Annotated in this window: 17 protein-coding genes; 9 read left to right on the forward strand and 8 right to left on the reverse strand. The window is 69.9% G+C overall.

Annotated elements, in window-relative coordinates; genetic code table 11:
- Positions 1–2 precede the first annotated feature (2 nt).
- The 3 genes from ACLF3M_RS29900 to ACLF3M_RS29910 all read left to right on the forward strand — a co-directional run bounded on the left by ACLF3M_RS29900 (position 3) and on the right by ACLF3M_RS29910 (position 2,913).
- A complete protein-coding gene (locus ACLF3M_RS29900; protein WP_430660670.1) occupies positions 3–1,049 on the forward strand; it encodes an ABC transporter ATP-binding protein in 1,047 nt (348 codons plus the stop codon).
- Positions 1,050–1,092: 43 nt separating this feature from the next.
- Positions 1,093–2,316, forward strand: a complete 1,224-nt coding sequence (locus tag ACLF3M_RS29905) for an amidohydrolase family protein (protein WP_430660671.1) — start codon at positions 1,093–1,095, stop codon at positions 2,314–2,316.
- A 360-nt stretch (positions 2,317–2,676) separates the two neighbouring features.
- Positions 2,677–2,913 (forward strand): hypothetical protein, encoded by a 237-nt coding sequence (locus tag ACLF3M_RS29910; protein ID WP_430660672.1) that lies wholly within the window; start codon positions 2,677–2,679, stop codon positions 2,911–2,913.
- Here the strand turns inward: ACLF3M_RS29910 and ACLF3M_RS29915 are convergent.
- A complete protein-coding gene (locus ACLF3M_RS29915) occupies positions 2,905–3,681 on the reverse strand; it encodes an SDR family NAD(P)-dependent oxidoreductase (protein WP_430660673.1) in 777 nt (258 codons plus the stop codon). The two genes, ACLF3M_RS29910 and ACLF3M_RS29915, sit on opposite strands and share 9 nt — an antisense overlap.
- A 1,110-nt stretch (positions 3,682–4,791) precedes the next feature.
- On the opposite strand from ACLF3M_RS29915, the gene ACLF3M_RS29920 reads away from it, so the two are divergent.
- The 5 genes from ACLF3M_RS29920 to ACLF3M_RS29940 are packed head-to-tail and all read left to right on the forward strand — an operon-like array spanning position 4,792 to position 8,571.
- Positions 4,792–5,586, forward strand: coding sequence for an SDR family NAD(P)-dependent oxidoreductase (locus ACLF3M_RS29920; RefSeq protein ID WP_430660674.1), 795 nt, complete (start codon positions 4,792–4,794; stop codon positions 5,584–5,586).
- A 13-nt stretch (positions 5,587–5,599) separates the two neighbouring features.
- The gene (locus ACLF3M_RS29925; protein ID WP_430660675.1) at positions 5,600–6,574 is read left to right on the forward strand and encodes a Bug family tripartite tricarboxylate transporter substrate binding protein; all 975 of its coding nucleotides are present in this window, start codon (positions 5,600–5,602) and stop codon (positions 6,572–6,574) included.
- A gap of 4 nt (positions 6,575–6,578) precedes the next feature.
- Positions 6,579–7,400: an alpha/beta fold hydrolase gene (locus ACLF3M_RS29930; RefSeq protein WP_430660676.1), complete on the forward strand. Its 822-nt coding sequence runs from the start codon at positions 6,579–6,581 to the stop codon at positions 7,398–7,400.
- Positions 7,401–7,405: 5 nt separating this feature from the next.
- The gene (locus tag ACLF3M_RS29935) at positions 7,406–8,008 is read left to right on the forward strand and encodes a carboxymuconolactone decarboxylase family protein (protein ID WP_430660677.1); all 603 of its coding nucleotides are present in this window, start codon (positions 7,406–7,408) and stop codon (positions 8,006–8,008) included.
- A gap of 2 nt (positions 8,009–8,010) precedes the next feature.
- Complete coding sequence (locus tag ACLF3M_RS29940; RefSeq protein ID WP_430660678.1) at positions 8,011–8,571, forward strand: carboxymuconolactone decarboxylase family protein; 561 nt, start codon at positions 8,011–8,013, stop codon at positions 8,569–8,571.
- Here ACLF3M_RS29940 and ACLF3M_RS29945 read toward each other — a convergent pair.
- Genes ACLF3M_RS29945 through ACLF3M_RS29965 form a run of 5 tightly spaced genes read right to left on the reverse strand, consistent with a single transcriptional unit; the run spans position 8,543 to position 13,102 of the window.
- Complete coding sequence (locus ACLF3M_RS29945; RefSeq protein WP_430660679.1) at positions 8,543–9,541, reverse strand: ketopantoate reductase family protein; 999 nt, start codon at positions 9,539–9,541, stop codon at positions 8,543–8,545. The genes ACLF3M_RS29940 and ACLF3M_RS29945 overlap by 29 nt on opposite strands.
- Before the next feature lie 5 nt (positions 9,542–9,546).
- Positions 9,547–10,518, reverse strand: a complete 972-nt coding sequence (locus ACLF3M_RS29950; protein ID WP_430660680.1) for a Bug family tripartite tricarboxylate transporter substrate binding protein — start codon at positions 10,516–10,518, stop codon at positions 9,547–9,549.
- A gap of 10 nt (positions 10,519–10,528) precedes the next feature.
- A complete protein-coding gene (locus ACLF3M_RS29955; RefSeq protein ID WP_430660681.1) occupies positions 10,529–11,281 on the reverse strand; it encodes an SDR family NAD(P)-dependent oxidoreductase in 753 nt (250 codons plus the stop codon).
- Entirely contained in the window at positions 11,278–12,096 is an 819-nt protein-coding gene (locus ACLF3M_RS29960) for an alpha/beta fold hydrolase (RefSeq protein ID WP_430660682.1), read from the reverse strand. Before ACLF3M_RS29960 ends, ACLF3M_RS29955 begins: the two co-directional genes overlap by 4 nt.
- Positions 12,097–12,133: 37 nt before the next feature.
- Complete coding sequence (locus ACLF3M_RS29965) at positions 12,134–13,102, reverse strand: Bug family tripartite tricarboxylate transporter substrate binding protein (RefSeq protein WP_430660683.1); 969 nt, start codon at positions 13,100–13,102, stop codon at positions 12,134–12,136.
- Positions 13,103–13,192: 90 nt separating this feature from the next.
- Between ACLF3M_RS29965 and ACLF3M_RS29970 the strand changes: the two genes are divergently transcribed.
- Positions 13,193–14,245: a ketopantoate reductase family protein gene (locus ACLF3M_RS29970; protein WP_430660684.1), complete on the forward strand. Its 1,053-nt coding sequence runs from the start codon at positions 13,193–13,195 to the stop codon at positions 14,243–14,245.
- Positions 14,246–14,483: 238 nt separating this feature from the next.
- Here ACLF3M_RS29970 and ACLF3M_RS29975 read toward each other — a convergent pair whose 3' ends face one another.
- Both ACLF3M_RS29975 and ACLF3M_RS29980 read right to left on the reverse strand, forming a co-directional pair.
- Positions 14,484–15,317 carry a carbohydrate ABC transporter permease gene (locus tag ACLF3M_RS29975; RefSeq protein ID WP_430660685.1) on the reverse strand — a complete coding sequence of 278 codons (834 nt, stop codon included), beginning with the start codon at positions 15,315–15,317 and terminating at the stop codon, positions 14,484–14,486.
- Positions 15,310–16,257: a carbohydrate ABC transporter permease gene (locus tag ACLF3M_RS29980; protein ID WP_430660686.1), complete on the reverse strand. Its 948-nt coding sequence runs from the start codon at positions 16,255–16,257 to the stop codon at positions 15,310–15,312. Before ACLF3M_RS29980 ends, ACLF3M_RS29975 begins: the two co-directional genes overlap by 8 nt.
- Position 16,258 lies beyond the last annotated feature (1 nt).

A 16,258-nucleotide genomic window follows, 5' to 3' on the forward strand; every position in this document is an offset into this window, starting at 1 on the left:
GCGTGACCGAAATCCGGCTCCGGGGCGTGCGGAAGGAGTTCCCCGGCGGCGCCGTCGCGGTGCAGGACCTCGACCTCACCATCGCCGATGGCGAGTTCCTGACGCTGCTGGGCCCTTCCGGCTGCGGCAAGACCACGACACTTCGCATGATCGCCGGCCTCGAGATGCTGTCGGCCGGCGAAATCCACTTCGATAGCGAGCGCGTGGACCGACTGCCGCCGTCGAAGCGCAACATCGCGATGGTTTTCCAGAACTACGCGCTCTATCCGCACCTTACGGTCCGAGGGAACTTGGAATACCCGCTGAAGCGGCGCGGCGTGCCGGCGGGGGAGCGGCCGGCAATGATCGACCGCACGGCGAAGCTGCTCCACATCGACGAGTTGCTGGACCGCCGCCCTCGCCAGCTCTCCGGAGGGCAGCAGCAGCGCGTGGCACTGGGCAGGGCGATGATCCGTGACCCCGCGGTCTTCCTGTTCGACGAGCCGCTCTCGAACCTCGATGCGCAGCTGCGATCCACTATGCGGACCGAGCTGATCCGGCTCCACGCGCGGCTCGGCAACACCATGGTCTTCGTCACCCACGATCAGCTCGAGGCGATGACCATGTCGACCCGCATCGCCGTGATGTATCGCGGCTTGCTGCAGCAGGTAGGCACGCCCGCCGAGATCTACGGGCGCCCGGCCAACCGCTTCGTCGCGGGCTTCGTCGGCACGCCGGCGATGAATTTTTGGGATGCCACGCTGACGGAGGGCCTGCTGCGCAGCGCGGCGCTGACGGACCTTCCGCTCGCCGGTGTGGCGGCCTCGGGACCGGTCGCCGCGGGCATCCGGCCCGAGCATATCCTGCTGGGCGAGGGGCCAGCCACAGCCGAGGTCGCCGTCGTCGAGGCCCTCGGCCACGAGACGCTCGTCCTGCTGTCGGTCGGGGACCAGGAGTTCACGGTGCGCGCGCCGGCGGAATCCGCGCTGCGGCCAGGCGAGGTCGTGCCGTTCGCGCTGAAGGCCGACCGCATCCATCTCTTCGACCCCGCATCGGGGGCGCGGCTCTGACATTCCCGCCCGGCGGCGCCGGGCAAGCTGAGGACGGGTGGCCATGACCGACATGCTGCTGACCAACTTCGCGCTGCTGGACGTCGCCGCCGGAGAACTCCGGAGCGGCTACCAGGTGCTGATCCGCGGCAATACGATCGCCGCGGTGGAGAAAGGGATCGACGCGGCGGGAGTGGAGGTGATCAACTTCGGCGGCCGCACGCTGATGCCGGGGCTGATCGACTGCCATGTCCACATCGCCCCTGGCGCCGTGCTCAACCAGCCTAAGCTCTCGCTGTCCTTCACTGCGGCGCGCGGCGTGATGTGGATGCGCCAGATGGTCCATCGCGGCTTCACCACCGCGCGCGACGCCGGCGGCGCCGATGCCGGCTACCGTAAGGCGGTCGAGGCACGGATCAGCGTCGGTCCGCGGCTCTTCGTCGCGGGGCGCGCGATAAGCCAGACCGGCGGGCATGGCGACAAGCGCTGGCCGAGCGAGCCCGCCTGTTCCTGCGGCGAGTCCATGTCGTCCCTGGCGCGCATCGCCGACGGCGTGCCGGAATGCCGCCGTGCCGTGCGCGACGAACTGCGGATGGGCGCCAACCACATTAAGGTGATGGCCGGCGGCGGCGTCAGCTCGCCGTCCGACTCGCTTTCGCACCTGCAGTATTCCGACGAGGAGCTGCTCGCCATTGTGGACGAGGCCGCGCGGCAGAACACCTACTGCATGGCGCACGTCTACACAGCGCGCGGCATCCGGCGCGCCGTCGAGCTCGGCATTCGGACCATCGAGCACGGCAACTTCCTCGACGACGAGACAGCGAAAGTCATGGCGGAGCGCAACGCCTTCCTCGTTCCGACGCTCGTCACCTATCGCGTCGATGGCGCGAACGGGGAGAAGATCGGCTTTACCCCGGAGGTGATCGAGAAGAACAACCAGGTGCTGGAAGCCGGCACGCGGTCGCTCGATATCGCGGCGCGGAACGGGGTGAACATCGCCTACGGCACCGACCTCGCCTATTCGTCGAAGGTGCACCAGCCCGAGGAGTTCCTCGTGCGGGCCGAGGTGCAGAAGCCCGCTGACATCTTGCGCAGCGCGACGCTGGTTGGCGCCGAGGTCATCGGCATGGTCGGCAAACTCGGCGTCGTCGCGCCCGGCGCCTTCGCCGACCTGCTCGTAGTGGACGGAAACCCGCTGGAGGATCTCGGCGTCCTGCAGAACGAAGGGGCGAAGATGGCCGCCATCATCAAGGATGGCGAGTTCATCAAAAACCAGCTCGTGCCATAGAAACCGCCGAGGGCCGCGCAACCGCGACACGCGTGTAGTCTTCGGGACCCTAGCCACCCTGCTACGCTCGCTTGCGTTCACCGGACCGCGGATCGCGATGGTCCAGACGGCGCTGCGGGGCTTACGCGAAGGCAGGCTGGTGGATCCCGCCGACTTCGCGGACTACCTCTAGGGAGGCGAGTTGGCGTTCGACGAGCTGCGAATCCGGCAGGAGCTGGAGGTGGTGCTGAACGTCGCCTTCTGGCGCGAAGTGGACTCCAACTGGGGCCGCAACGCGCATGCGTTCTTCACCGAGGACCGGGTCTACACCACCAGCCAATCCGTGCCTTTTACACCGAGCGCGAATCCCGCGGGCCGCGCGTGGCCCGACACCTCATCCACAACTTTCGCGTCACGGTGCACGACGCCGATCATGCGGCCTGTGAATGGACCATGTGCCTCCATGCCGATGACGGCGAGGCACTGCTGATGTCGGAGCCCCCGATCCTGATCGGCTCCGTCACCGACCAGTGCGTGCGCGGTGCCGACGGCACGTGGCGCTATGCCGCGCGGACGACGAAGCCGCTGTTCAAGGGCAGCAAGCCGACGTCAGGTTAGGCGCTTGCCGCCGTCCACCAGCAGGATGCTGCCGGTGGTCAGGCGGAGATGCGTCACCGCCGCGACCACCGCCAGCGCCACGTCATCGGGCTGCGTCACCGTCCTGAGTGGTGCGCTCGACGCCTGGCGCAGCACCGCGTCGCGGCTCCGGCCCGGAACGAAATCCGTGTCCACGCCCGCTGGCGAAACGCCGATGACGCGGATCTCCGGTCCCAGCACGCGGGCGAGCGACATCGCCATGGTGTCGAGCGCGGCCTTGGATGCACAATAGGCGATGCTGCTGCCCAGGCCGTTCAGCGCGGTGAGCGAGGAGATGTTGACGATCACCCCATCGCCCGACTTGCGCAGCAGCGGAGCGAAGGCGCGGATGGTGGAGAAAGGCCCACGGACGTTGGTGACCAGGATGCGGTCAAAGGTCTCGTCGTCCATCGCGTCCAGGTCGGCATGCGGCACGGCCCGTGTCGTCCCGGCGGAGTTCACCAGTACGTCGCATCGCCCGAGCTTCGCCTCGACTTCGGCGACCGCGGCGCGGATCCTGGCGCTGTCGGTCACCGGCATGTGGATCGGCAGGTGGGCACTGCCAGGCAACTCGGCGGCGAGTTTCTGCGCGCGATCACGGCCGGCGTTGTACCCGATGGCAATCGTCGCGCCCTGCTCGGCGAGGCGCCGCGCTGAGGCCGCCCCGATACCGCTGCTGCCCCCTGTGATCGCTGCGACCTTGCCGGCCAAGGCATATGGCCCGAGGTTGCCGTTCCTGACCTCGCTCATTACGTCGCTCCCTACCCGGCGGCGTCGCCGATCATGCGCCGGCATGGCGCGCGCGCCAATCCACGTCACGCGCCGCATTCCGGCCAAGGCGGGCCATGCTGGCACCCTGGACGGCGTCGCGGTGCCAACACTTGGAGCGACAGCTGGCCCAGCTGCCAGGCACGCCGCCACGTTCTCCCGGTGCAAACCTAGATTCTACGCTGAACGACGCGGACCCCCGGGGGCATCCCGCCGCTCTGTCATGCCAAGTCGGTCGACTAGGGCCGGACGAGCCGACCACGGCGGTGCGGCATCGCATTGTTGGCGGCCTGCACTGCCAAGGTCTCTTCAGGTGCACACACACAGTTCATCAGCCGTGGGTGCGGTGATGACGACGGAATCATAACGCCGGCCCTCTCGCTGCCGCATGTCGGAGCGTAGGAGCCGGGGTGATCTGGCGACCAATCGTTTGCTGCCTAAGATGGGAGTGCTGAGACCGCGCCAGGGATGGGTAGGAGGAAGTCTGCGATGCCGGACCATCGCATGGAGCCGATCTGAGCTCCTTAGGTCCGGACCAACACTTGGAAGAGGGCCCTCCGCCAGCGACGGCGGGGGGCCCTCATCGCGTCTGGGCCTCCCGTGGCTTCGGCCCAACGCCCGAGTTCCGCCCAAATCCGCGGTCGCAGATTCCGCCCGGCCGCTATAGCAAAAGTCCGTAGCGGACCTTCGCATCGGCCGTTCGATCATTCTGTCGTGGGACCGTCTCCTGGAGTTTGCGCGGACGGCCATGGTCGTCGTCTGCATCTCAGCGAGCATCCTGCGCCGATCCACGCTGTCTGCAGTGGGATTGTCCGCCCTCCCGTCCCACCATCTTGCAGGAGCGCCGAAACCCTGCCCATGCTGCACGGCAAGAGGAACGACCGTGCATCGCTGCATTGCCTGCCTCTCCTTCGACCTGGGCGCCTGTTCGTGCGTTGCCGCGCGCGGGGTGACCATTTCCGTCCCGGTCTCGCGCGAAGGATCGACCCTCGGCCGCTTCTTGTCTTGTCCGAGCCGCCGCGGGACTCGCGAGAGCTTCCGCAGGAGCGCGATTCATGGGCGTCCTCGAATGGCCGGCGGGGCGTAACGACCATGGAGAACGGCAGCCGGCTGAGCGGCAAGGTCGCCTTCGTCGCGGGCGGCGGCGGCGGGATCGGCAGTGCCGCCATGCGCGCCTTCGCCGCCGCGGGCGCCGCGGTGGTCGCCGCGGATCTGAACCCCGACCGTGCGGAGGCCGCGGCGGAGTCGGTGCGCGCGGCGGGCGGGCACGCGGTGGGCCTGGGCTTCGACGTGACGGACGATGCCAGCGTGGCGTCTGCGGTGGCGCAGGTGGTGGCGCGCTTCGGCCGGCTCGACGTGCTGTACAACTGCGCGGGCGGTACGGATCCCGCGGATGGGCCGGTGACGGAGGTGCCGCTGGATGCCTTCGACCGCACCATCGCGCTGGATCTGCGCGGCACCTTCCTGTGCTGCCGCCATGCCATCCCGGAGATCGTCAGGGCGGGGGGTGGCGCCGTGATCAACATGTCCTCGGGCGCGGCGCTGCGCGGCGCCAATCCCGCGCATTGCTACAGCGCGGCCAAGGGCGCGATCCTGTCGCTGACGCGCGCGCTGGCCGGCCACTACGCGAAGCAGGGCGTGCGGGTGAACTGCATCGCGTCGGGCCGCGTGATGACGGAGCGCGTCATCCGCACCTTCGGCAGCCTCGAGGACGCGAAGACCTCCGGCCGCGATCCCCAGGACCCGATCGGGCGGATGCGCGTATACCCGTTCTGGGTCGGCGACCCCGAGCATATCGCGGCGACGGCCGTCTTCCTGGCGTCCGACGCGGCGCGCATGATCACCGGCGCCACCATTGCCGCCGATGGCGGCCGCTCGGCCTACTGAACAGGAGAGAAGGATGGCTGCGACACGACGGGCCGTCCTGGCCGGGCTGGGTTCGGCGCTCGCCCTGCCGGCCTTCGCACAGGCCTGGCCAACGCGCCCGATCCGGCTGCTGGTCGGCTACCCCGCCGGCGGCGCGAACGACATCGTCATGCGCGGCATCGCCGCGCCGCTCGGCGAGGCGCTGGGCCAGCCCGTGACGGTGGAGAACCGCGCGGGCGCGGCCGGCGGCATCGCAGCGGAAGCGGCGGCGCGCGCGGCACCCGACGGCTACACGCTGTTCTCGATCTCCTCCGCGCATGTGCTGGCGCCCTTCGTGCGGAAGACGCCGCTGAGCTGGGAGCCGGTGCGAGACTTCCAGCCGGTGGCGCTGGGCGCGCGCTCGCCTTACTTCCTGATGGTGCACAAGGATTTCCCCGCGCATTCGGTCACGGAATTCGTGGCCTATGTGAAGTCGCGGCCGCCCGGTTCGATCGCCTATGCATCCTCGGGCGTGGGCGCGGGCCCGCATCTCGCGACATCGCTGTTCATGTACATGGCCGGGATCACGCTTGACCACGTGCCGTATCGCGGTGACGCCGACGCGCTGATCGACCTGACCACTGGGCGCGTGCCGACCGCGATCCTGTCCGTCGCGCCGGCGCTGCCACACCTGCAATCCGGTGCGCTCCGCGCACTGGCGGTGACCGGCACCGAGCGCCTGTCGATCCTGCCCGACCTGCCGACCATCGCGGAGTCCGGCTATCCCGGCTACTCCATGGACGCGTGGTGGGGCATTGCGGGGCCCGCGGGGATGCCGGCGGCGATCGTCGATCGCATCGCCGGCGCGATGCGCCCCATCCTGGATTCGCCGGCCTTCGCCGAACGCAACGCGGCGCTCGGCATCGTGCCGGGCAAGCTGGGCACCGAGGCCTTCGCGCAGCTAATCCGCAGCGACAGCGACCGCTTCCGCCAGATCGTGCGCGACGCCGGCATCCAGCCGCAGGACTGACACGATGACCGAGACGCAGTTCTTCACCGCCAGCGACGGCGAACGCATCGCCTTCTACATCGACGACTTCACAGATCCCTGGACCACGCCGCCGGTGATGCTGCTGTTCCACTCCGCGATGGGGAACTCGCAGCGCTTCTATTCCTGGGTGCCGGGCCTGGCGCGGCACTTCCGGCTGATCCGGATGGACCTGCGTGGGCATGGCGCATCCTCCGTCCCGCCGCCTGAAAAGCCGCTGACCATGGCGCGCCTGATGGACGACGTGGAGGAACTGATGGGGCGGCTCGGTATCGCGCGCGCCCATCTCACCGCGAACTCCGCCGGCGGCTATGTCGCGCAGAACCTGGCGCTGCGCTCGCCGGAGAGGTTCGACAGCCTCGCCGTGGTGGGATCCACGCCGGGCCTCAGCAACACCGTCTATGGCTGGCTGCCGCGCATCGAGAGCGAAGGCCTGACGACCTTCCTTCGCGACACCATCTCGGATCGCTTCGACCTCGCCAGCACCGATCCCGCCATGGTGGAGTGGTTCCTGAAGCAGACCGCGGAGAACGACCCGGGCTTCGTCATCCGCTTCATCGGCTACACTGCCACACAGGAATGGAGCGGCGAACTGCATCGCATCCGCTGCCCCACCCTGGTAATCTATCCCGGCGGGGAGACCGTCGGCAGCGCGCATAGCTACGATTCCATGCGCGACCGCATCCCGGATGTGCGGATGATCGAATATCCCCACATGCCCCACAACATCGCCGACATGATGCCGGACCGCTGCGTCGCCGACATCCTGCAGTTCCACCGAGACAAGTTCGGCCATCCCAGGGGTTGATCGCCATGCCGCAACTTCCCGACGCGCTGGAGCACGGGCCGCCCGAGACGCGCGCCGTGTTCGAGAAGGTCGCCGCCAGCCGCGGCTTTGTCTCCAACTTGCTGCGCTCGCTCGGCCATGCGCCGGAGGCGCTGAACCGCTTCATGTCGCTCGGCCATTACGCGCGCTACGGCACGGAGCTGACCGAGATCCAGCGCGAGCTCGTGGTCTGCATCATCGGGCGTAACATCGACTACGCGTGGGCGCATCACGCGCCGATGGCGATCCAGGCCGGGCTGAGCGAGGCGCAGATGGCCGAGATCAAGGCTGGCCGCACGCCCGCCGAGCTGCCGGAGGCCGAACGCGCGCTCTGCGACTTCGCCTTCGCGCAGGGCGGTTTCCAGGGCGTGCCGGACGCGACCTGGGCGGCGCTGAAGCGGCATTTCGCGCCGCGGCAATGCACCGATGCCGCGCTGCTCGCGGCCTATTTCACCGCGGCAGGCTCGCTGATCCTCGCCATGCAGCTCGAGGTCGAGCCGCCGGAGGTGCTGGCGAAGGAACTGGCCTGGCAGGCCATTCCGCGCGACGCGACGGGCCAGGTTACCGCCGCGCCGAACCAGGGAGTCTGACGATGCGCCTGCCGGATGCCGATGCCGCGCAGTCCCCGGAACTGGACGCGGTCTACGCAAAGTTCCGCGGCACGCGGGGCATCGTGTCCAACGTCATCAAGTCCTTCGGCCATGCGCCGGCGGGGCTCTCGGTGATCGTCGATCTCGGCACCTATTGCCGCTACGGCACGCAGCTGTCGGAGCTGCAGCGGGAGCTGGTGATCCTGATCACCGGCCGCGGCGTCGCCTATGCCTGGCACCACCACGCGCCGCTCGGCCTCGCGGCGGGGCTGACGCCGGCGCAGCTGGAGGCGCTGCGGGAAGGCCGCGTGCCGGACGGCCTGGCCGAGGCCGAAGCCGCGCTTTGCGACTACGTGCTGGCCTATGCCGCGCTGAAGGGGGTGCCGCAGCCTGTCTTCGCGCGGCTGCTGGCCTGCTTCACGCCGCGGCAGGTCACCGACGTCAACATCATCGCAGGCTACTATCTCTGCATTGCGTCATCGATCATCGCGATGGAGGTGCAGCCGGAAGCGGCAGCGGTGCGCGACGCCGGCGTCAGCTTCCACCAGCAACCGAAGGACTGATCGCCTCCAGCGCGTCGACCAGCGCGGCATTGCCCGGCGCGGCCAGCGACAGGCGCCGGGCCTCCGCAACCACGGCGCCGTTGACGAAAGCGACCTCGGTCCGGCGGCCGCGCGCGAGGTCCTGCGCCATGCCGCTGGTCGCGCCCGCGTCCACCTTCGCGCCATAGCGCCGCAGGCCGGCGTCCAGTGTCGCACGTGCCGCGCCCACGCCGCGCGCGGCCGCGGTCCAGGTTTCGCCGGCAATGTCGCAGACCGGGTCCAGTGCAATGCCGGCGGCGGCTGCGACCGAGACCACCTCCAATGCCACGGTGGTCATTTCGGCGCGCAGCCTCGCTTCCTCGAACAGGCTGCGAAGCGTCGTCCGGTGCAGCGCGCAGAGCGGCGAGGTCATGCAGTTGAAGACGAGCTTGGTCCAGCGCGCGCCCGGCAGGTCGTCCACCGCCTCGGCGCGGTCGACCTGGCCGAGCAGGCGCACCATGTCGTGGACGCGCGGCGTCGCGGGGCCGGCTGTCTCGCCGATGCGGAAGGTCGCGGCCCCGCCGTCGTGGCGGCGGCGGTGGCGCCGCACGCGGCCCGGCGCGACGAGATGCGCGAAGAGGCCCGTCGCGATGCAGCCCATCACGCGCCCGGCGCCCAATTGCTGCGCAATGTCCAGATCGGCCAGCGCGTTCAGGGTGACGAGATAGGGGCCACGATGGTCGCGCTCCGTTGCGGCGACGGCCTGACCCGCATCGGCAAGCTTGGTGCAGAGTATGACGAGGTCCGGCGCCGCCTCGGCCGCGCGCGCCACCACGCGCATCGGCACGACGAAGTCGCCGTCGGGCTCCTCCACCGCCATTCCCTGCGCACGGATCGCGTCGCGGTTCGGCGCCCAGTCCTCCAGCACGGCGACGGTCTCGCCAGCACGGGCGAGATGCGCGGCGACGTAGCCGCCGACCGCCCCCGCCCCGACCACCAGCACGCCCGGCATGCCGGCTAGTCGATCTGCAGGTTCAGCGGCGCGACGATGGCGCGCCAGACCTCGACCTGGCGGGCGAGCGATTCCTGCATCTCCTGGACCGACGTGCTCCGGGCGTTCTGCACCTGGCTCGCCGCATGGTCCTTGAAGGATGGGCTGTCCACGGCCGCGCGCAGCGATCGGTTCAGGATCGCCATGACCGGCGCCGGCGTGGCGGCAGGGGCGAAGAGCGCGAGCCAAGCCTCGACGGAGAGATCGGGATAGCCTTCCTCGGCGAAGGTCCGGACCTCCGGCAGGGGCGGGGCGCGGCCGGGGCTGGCAAGCGCCAGCAGCTTCACCGTGCCGTCGCGATGATAGGGCACGATGTTGTGGATGCCCTCGAAGGTCATGTCGAGGGTGCCGCCCAGCATGTCCGTCACCGTCTGCTGGAAGCCGCGATAGGGCACCGAGACCATGCGCGTGCCGGTCGCCGCCATCAGCTTCTCGCCGAGCAGATGGCCGACGCCGCCCGTGCCGGTATGGCCGAAGCTTAGCGCATCCGGCCGCACGCGCGCCTTGGCGACGAGGTCCGCGACGTTGCCGGCCACGCGCGGTGGCGCGCCGAGGCCGAAATACTGGTCCAGGACCAGCCCGACCGGGATGAAGTCCGCCATCGCATAGGGCAGGCTGCGCGTGACCAGCGGCGCGACGAGCATGGTGGAGCCGCTGGTCAGCAGCAGCGTGTGCCCGTCCGGCCGCGACCGCGCGACATACTCCGCGCCGATCGCGGTGTTGGCGCCGGGCCGGTTCTCGATCACCACGGGCTGGCCGAGCGTCTCCGCCATACGCCGGCCGATCTCGCGCGCCGCGATGTCGGTCCCGCCGCCGGGCGTGAAGGGCACGACGATGCGCACGGGCCGGTCCGGGAAGGCCTGTGCGCGGGCGGGCCTCGCCAGCAGGGCCGCCGCGGCGGCGAGCGCCGCGCGGCGGCGGACCGGGTGTGCGCGCATGCCTGCCTCCTCAGTTGATGTTGGCGCCGCCATCCACGTCGATCACCTCGCCCGTCATGTACATCGGAGTCGCGGTGGCGAGGAAGGCGACGACGACGGCGATGTCGTCGGGCGTGCCGAGCCGCCCCAGCGGCGTCTCGCGGATCACGTGGTCGTAGTGCGCGCCGAGGCTGGCGCGCGTGCGCTCCGTCTCGATCGCGCCGGGGCAGACGGCGTTCACCGTGATGGTCGGCGCGAGCTCGCGCGCCAGCGCGCGCGTCATGCCGAGGATGCCGGCCTTGGCCGTGGAATAGGCGAAGCGGCTGACGGAGAAGATCCGCGGCCCGGTATGGGCGGAGACGGAGGAGATGTTGACGATCCGCCCGCCACCGCCCTGCAGCATCAGCGGCGCGACCGCCTGGCTCCAGTTGAAGTAGCCCTTGAGGTTCACCGCCATGCCGGCGTCCCATTCGGCCTCGGTGATCTCGAGGATGCGGCGGGGCTGCGGCACAGCGGCGTTGTTCACCAGCACGTCCAGGCGCCCGAAGCGCTGCGCGATCTCCGCGACGTGCCGCTTCGCGCCGTCGTGGTCGGCGGTGTCGGCGACGATGGGCAGGGCAGGCACCCCGAGTCCCGCGACCTCCGCCACGGTGGCGGCGAGCTCCTCCTCGCGGAGGTCAATGAGCGCGACGGCAAAGCCCTGCCGCGCGAGCGCTAGTGCGCAGGCGCGGCCGATTCCGCGCGCGGCGCCGGTGACGATGGCGGATCGCCGCACCTCGCTCACGCGCCCTGTTCCCCGAGGAACGCGAGCACTTCCGCGGCGCAGCGTTCAGGCGCGGCGTCCCCGATGTTGTGCGGCATGCCCTCGAAGCTGACGAGCCGCGCCTTCGGGATGGCATGCGCCATCCTCTCGTAGATGGAGTTCTCGCCGATGGGCTCGTGCCCCGGCGCCACGATCAGCGTCGGGCAGGCGATGTGGGGCAGGTCCTCGCTCCAGTCGCGGCTCGACATGTGGGTGACGAAGCGGCCGACCCAGGCGGGATCGTTGGTGCCGACCTGGCGGCAGAACCAGTCCACCAGCGCGGGGTCCACGTCCGGGCCGAAGCGGTCGCCGGCCGTCGCGCGCACGAAAGCCTCGATCCCGACCTCGCCGATGCGCGCCGGCCAGGTCGCGGCCTGCGTGCCCTTCAGCCCCGGCGTGGAAGCGAAGAGGCAGAGCGAGGCGACGCGTTCCGGCGATTCGATCGCGAGGCGCTGTCCGACATAGCCGCCGGCGGAGAGGCCGACGACATGCGCGCGCGCCACGCCGAGGTGGTCCAGCAGGTCACGCGCATCCTGCGCCAGCCTCTCCAGGCTGAACGGCAGGTCGGCGGGCGGGATCTGCGATTCGCCATGGCCGCGCATGTCCCAGCTGATCACGGGGTAGTGCCGCGCCACGCGGGGGATCCAGCCGTACCAGCGGCGATACCGTCCCATCGCGGCATGCAGCAGCAGCACCGGCACGTCGTGCCTCGTCCAGGGATCCGTGAAGTCGTCCACGCGATAGGCGAGCCTGACGCCGTCGCCCGTGGTGAAGAAGGCCATATTCGGCGCGAGCATCGGCGCAATACCCTTTCCTGTCGTCGCGGATGGCGGCTCAGTCCGGCCGGATGTTCGCGCGGCGGATCACGGCGGTGAAGCGCGCGGTGTCCGCGGCGATCGTGGCGGCATAGCGTGCGCCGTCGAAGCCAGCCGGCACGAAGCCCAGCCCCGCAAGCCGGTCCCGCAGGTCGGGGCGCAGCACCGCTTCGGAGAAGGCGCGGTAGAGCCGCTCCACGATGGCCTGCGGCGTGCCCGCGCGCACCAGCACGCCCCAATGCGTGTAGAGGTCGACGCCGGGAAGGCCGAGCTCCGCGAAGGTCGGCACGTCGGGGAAGGCGGTAGCACGCGCGTCGCCGGTGACCGCCAGGGCGCGCAGCTTGCCGTCCTGGATATAGGGCGCGGAGGCGCTGAGCCCATTGACGCCGAGAGGGACGTGGCCGGCGAGCAGGTCGTTCATCGCGGGACCGGTGCCGCGATACGGCAGGTGCGTGATCTGCACCCCGGCCTCGAACTTCAGCATCTCGCCCACCAGATGCGTCGGCGCGCCGTTGCCGCCGGAGCCATAGGCCAGCGCCCCGGGCTGCGCCTTCGCCAGCGCGATCAGCTCCGGCAGCGTGCGCGCCGGGACCGAGGGATGCGCGAGCAGCACGACCGGCGCCTGGGCCAGCAGCACGACCGGCGTGAAATCGCGCGCGGAATCGTAGGGGATGGTGGCGAAGAGGCCGGGATTGATCGTGAAGGTCGAGTCGACGGCGAGCAGCGTGTAGCCGTCTGGCTCCGACCGCGCCACGACTTCCGTGCCGACGATGCCGCCGGCACCGGCGCGGTTCTCGATCACCAGCTGCTGGCCTAGGCTGCGGGAGATGAAGGGCTCCAGTATGCGGATCAGGTTGTCGGTGCCGCCGCCAGGGCCGAAAGGGATGACCACGCGGATCGGCCGCGTCGGCCAGGCCGGCTGCGCGCGCGCCGGCGTGATGGCCGCGGTTGCGGCGGTGGCGAGAAGAACGCGGCGCTGCATCGCCATTCTGGCTCGACCTTCCCCGTGTTTGCCCCGAAGCTTATGGCTGGCGCTGGCACGCGCCAAGATCGAATAGCGGCAAGGAAGGAACCGGAGATGGGCATCGTCATCATCGGGGCTGGCGCGATCGGCGGCAGCCTCGGCGCCTGCCTGATCCGCGCGGGCGAGCATGTGCTGCTGGTGGACCGCGATGCCGTGCATGTCGCGACGATGAACGCGGAGGGCCTGCGCCTTGAGGGCCGCGAGACCTTCGGCGTCGCCGCGCGCGCGGTGCTGCCGGAGGCACTGGAGGCGGCGCTGGGCGGCGCCGTGCCGAAGACGGTCGTGCTCGCGACCAAGTCGCAGCACACCGAGGCCGCGCTGAGCCCGGTGGTGCCGCTGCTGGGCGAGCACAGCGTCGTGCTATCGCTGCAGAACGGCCTCAACCCGCATGAGGTGGCGGCGCTCGCCGGCCCGCGGCGCACCATTGCCGCCTGCATCAATTCCATGGCGGCGGACTGGCAGGCGCCGGGCCTGATCCTGTTCGGCGGGCCGGGCACGATGCGCATCGGCGAACTCGACGGGTCCGTGACGCCGCGCGTGCAGGAACTGGCTGACCTGCTGCGCAGGCACTACGTCGCTAACACCGCCGTCACCGACAATGTCTGGGGCCACCTCTGGGGCAAGGAGGCCTATGGCGCGTGGCTGTTCGCCCAGGCGGTGTCCGGCGCGCCGGTAGCGGAGGTGCTCGACGCGCCGGAGAACGCCAGCATGCTCGCCAACCTGGCTGCAGAGGTGATCGCGGTCGCCGAGGCCGAGGGCGTGCGGGTAGAAGCGGTGGACCAGTTCGTCCCGGCCGCGGTGCGCTTTGGCGTCCCGCGCGAGGACTCGGCGCTGCGTCGCTGCCTGTCCGACATGGCGGCACTGAACCGGCGGTCGCAGAAGCCGCGCAGCGGCATTTGGCGCGACCTGGCAGTGCGCAAGCGCAGCACGGAGGTGGATGCGCAGCTTGGCATCGTGGTCAGGCTGGGCGCGAAACACGCCATCCCAACGCCGCTGGTGGCGAAGCTGACGGACATCATCCACGCGCTGGAACGGCAGGAGATCCCGATGGGCGAGGCGAATCTAGCCGCGTTGAGGGCTGTTGACGCAGCCGCCTATCGCGGCTGACGCACGCCAAAGTGCAGCGAAGTCCGTAGATAAAGCGTTTATCGGTTCGACCTGAGGCTGTCGCCGGGAAGCGACCTTCAATGCCCGACGCCGCTGGGACGCGGCGTGACCCATCGGGCGCTAGAGGCAGCAGAGCCGACAGTGCGACAATTCAGTTTGCGCGAAGGCTGCCACCCTTCCGCCGATCCGACTAGACCGACAGAGTCCGTGACGAACCTTCGCCGCTGGCCGCACGGCGCTATCCCTTGACGGCGCCCGCCGTCAGCCCTGCAATGACATACCGCTGCGCCGCGAGAATGAAGGCCAGGATCGGCGCTAGCTGGACCGTCGCCGCAGCGAACAGGACGCCCCAGTCCACCCCGTCCGTCGTGCTCAGCATCTCGCTCATCACCAGCGGCGCGGTGCGCGCGATGCGCGTGGTGAAGATCAGCGCAAAGATGAACTCGTTCCAGGCATAGACGATCACGAAGAGTGAGGCCGCGATCACCCCGTTCACCACCAGCGGCAGCACAACCATCCGCAGCACCTGCAGAAGTCCCGCCCCGTCCACCACCGCCGCTTCCTCCAGCTCCCGCGGGACCTGGTCGATGAAGGCGCGCATGATCCAGGTCGAGAGGCTGACGAAGAAGGCCGCATACATCAGCACCAGGACCAGGTGCGTGTCCGTCAGGTGCAGCCAGGAGAACAGCGGAAACAGCGGCAGCGTCACCACGATCGGCGGCAGCATCCGCACCAGCACCATGAAGAACGCCGAGAGCGCCAGCGCGCGCCCGCGGAAACGCGCGTAGACGTATCCCGCCAGGGTGGAGGCCACGACGGTCAGCAGCGTCGCGCCGATGGTCACCACCAGGCTGTTCGCCATGTCCGGCAGGAAGGCCGGCCATTCCTTCAGCAGGCGGCGGTAGTTCTCCAGGCTCGGCTCGAAGACCAGCTGCGGCGGTATCGCGAAGATGTCGCGCTGCGACTTGAAGGACGACAGCACCACCATCGCGATCGGGAAGACCGACCAGGCGATCGCGAGCGCCGCGGCCGAGAGCCGCCACGCCTTGCCCGCCGCGCGCGGGCTACGCATGGTGGAACATCTTCAGCCAGGCGGCATACAGGTATGGCGCCGCCACGGCCAGGGACAGCAGCACCATCGCGAAGGCGGTCGCGGAGGCCAGGCCGAATTCGTGGTACCGGAAGGCCGCGCGGTAGAGATAGACGGCCAGCACCTCCGTCATGCGCGCCGGCCCGCCTTCGGTCACCAGCCAGATCTCGGCGAAGATCCGCATCGCCGTGATGTAGCGGAAGACTAGCGCGACCAGCAGCGCAGGCAGGATGAAGGGCAGCGTGACGTGCCGGAAGGCCTGCCAGGCGTTGGCGCCGTCCACCGTCGCGGCCTCCTTGACGTCCTGCGGCACTGCGGCGAGCGCGGCATAGAGGATGAGGAAGGTGAAGGGCGTGTGGATCCAGATGCTCAGCAAGGCGGCCAGCACCAGCGCGTCGTTCGGGTCGGCAGACCAGTCTAGCTGCCCGATGCCCGTCTGCACCAGCGCCCAGCTCACCATGCCGATGTCGGGCTCCAGCACGAAGCGCCACATCGCGACCGCCGAGACCTCGTTGATGGCGTAGGGCGCGATCAGCAGCGCGATCACCACGCGGCGGTACGGCATCCAGCCTGAGACCAGCAGCGCCAGGCCGAGGCCGAGCAGCAGTTCGCCATAGACCACCGCGTTGACCACGAGGAAGGTGTTCCAAGCCGCGCGCCAGAAGACGCGGTCGGCCAGCAGCGCCGCGTAGTTGTCGAGCCCCACGAAGGCCGGATCGCCCGCGAAGCTCGCCTTGTGCAGGCTCATCCACCCGACATAGACCGCCGGCAGCAGGATCAGCCCGACCAGCATGATCTGCGCCGGCGCGAGCAGTCCGTAATGCACCGGCGCCGGCCGCGTGCTGCCGGGCGCGCGGAGGCGCCGCGGGCGCGCGGGCGCGGGAACGGCCGCGGCCGGCAGCGTGGCGGCGTCCTGCGGCACG

The organism is Falsiroseomonas sp. HW251 (assembly GCF_050563545.1).
In the GTDB taxonomy this organism is placed as follows: Bacteria; Pseudomonadota; Alphaproteobacteria; order Acetobacterales; family Acetobacteraceae; genus Falsiroseomonas.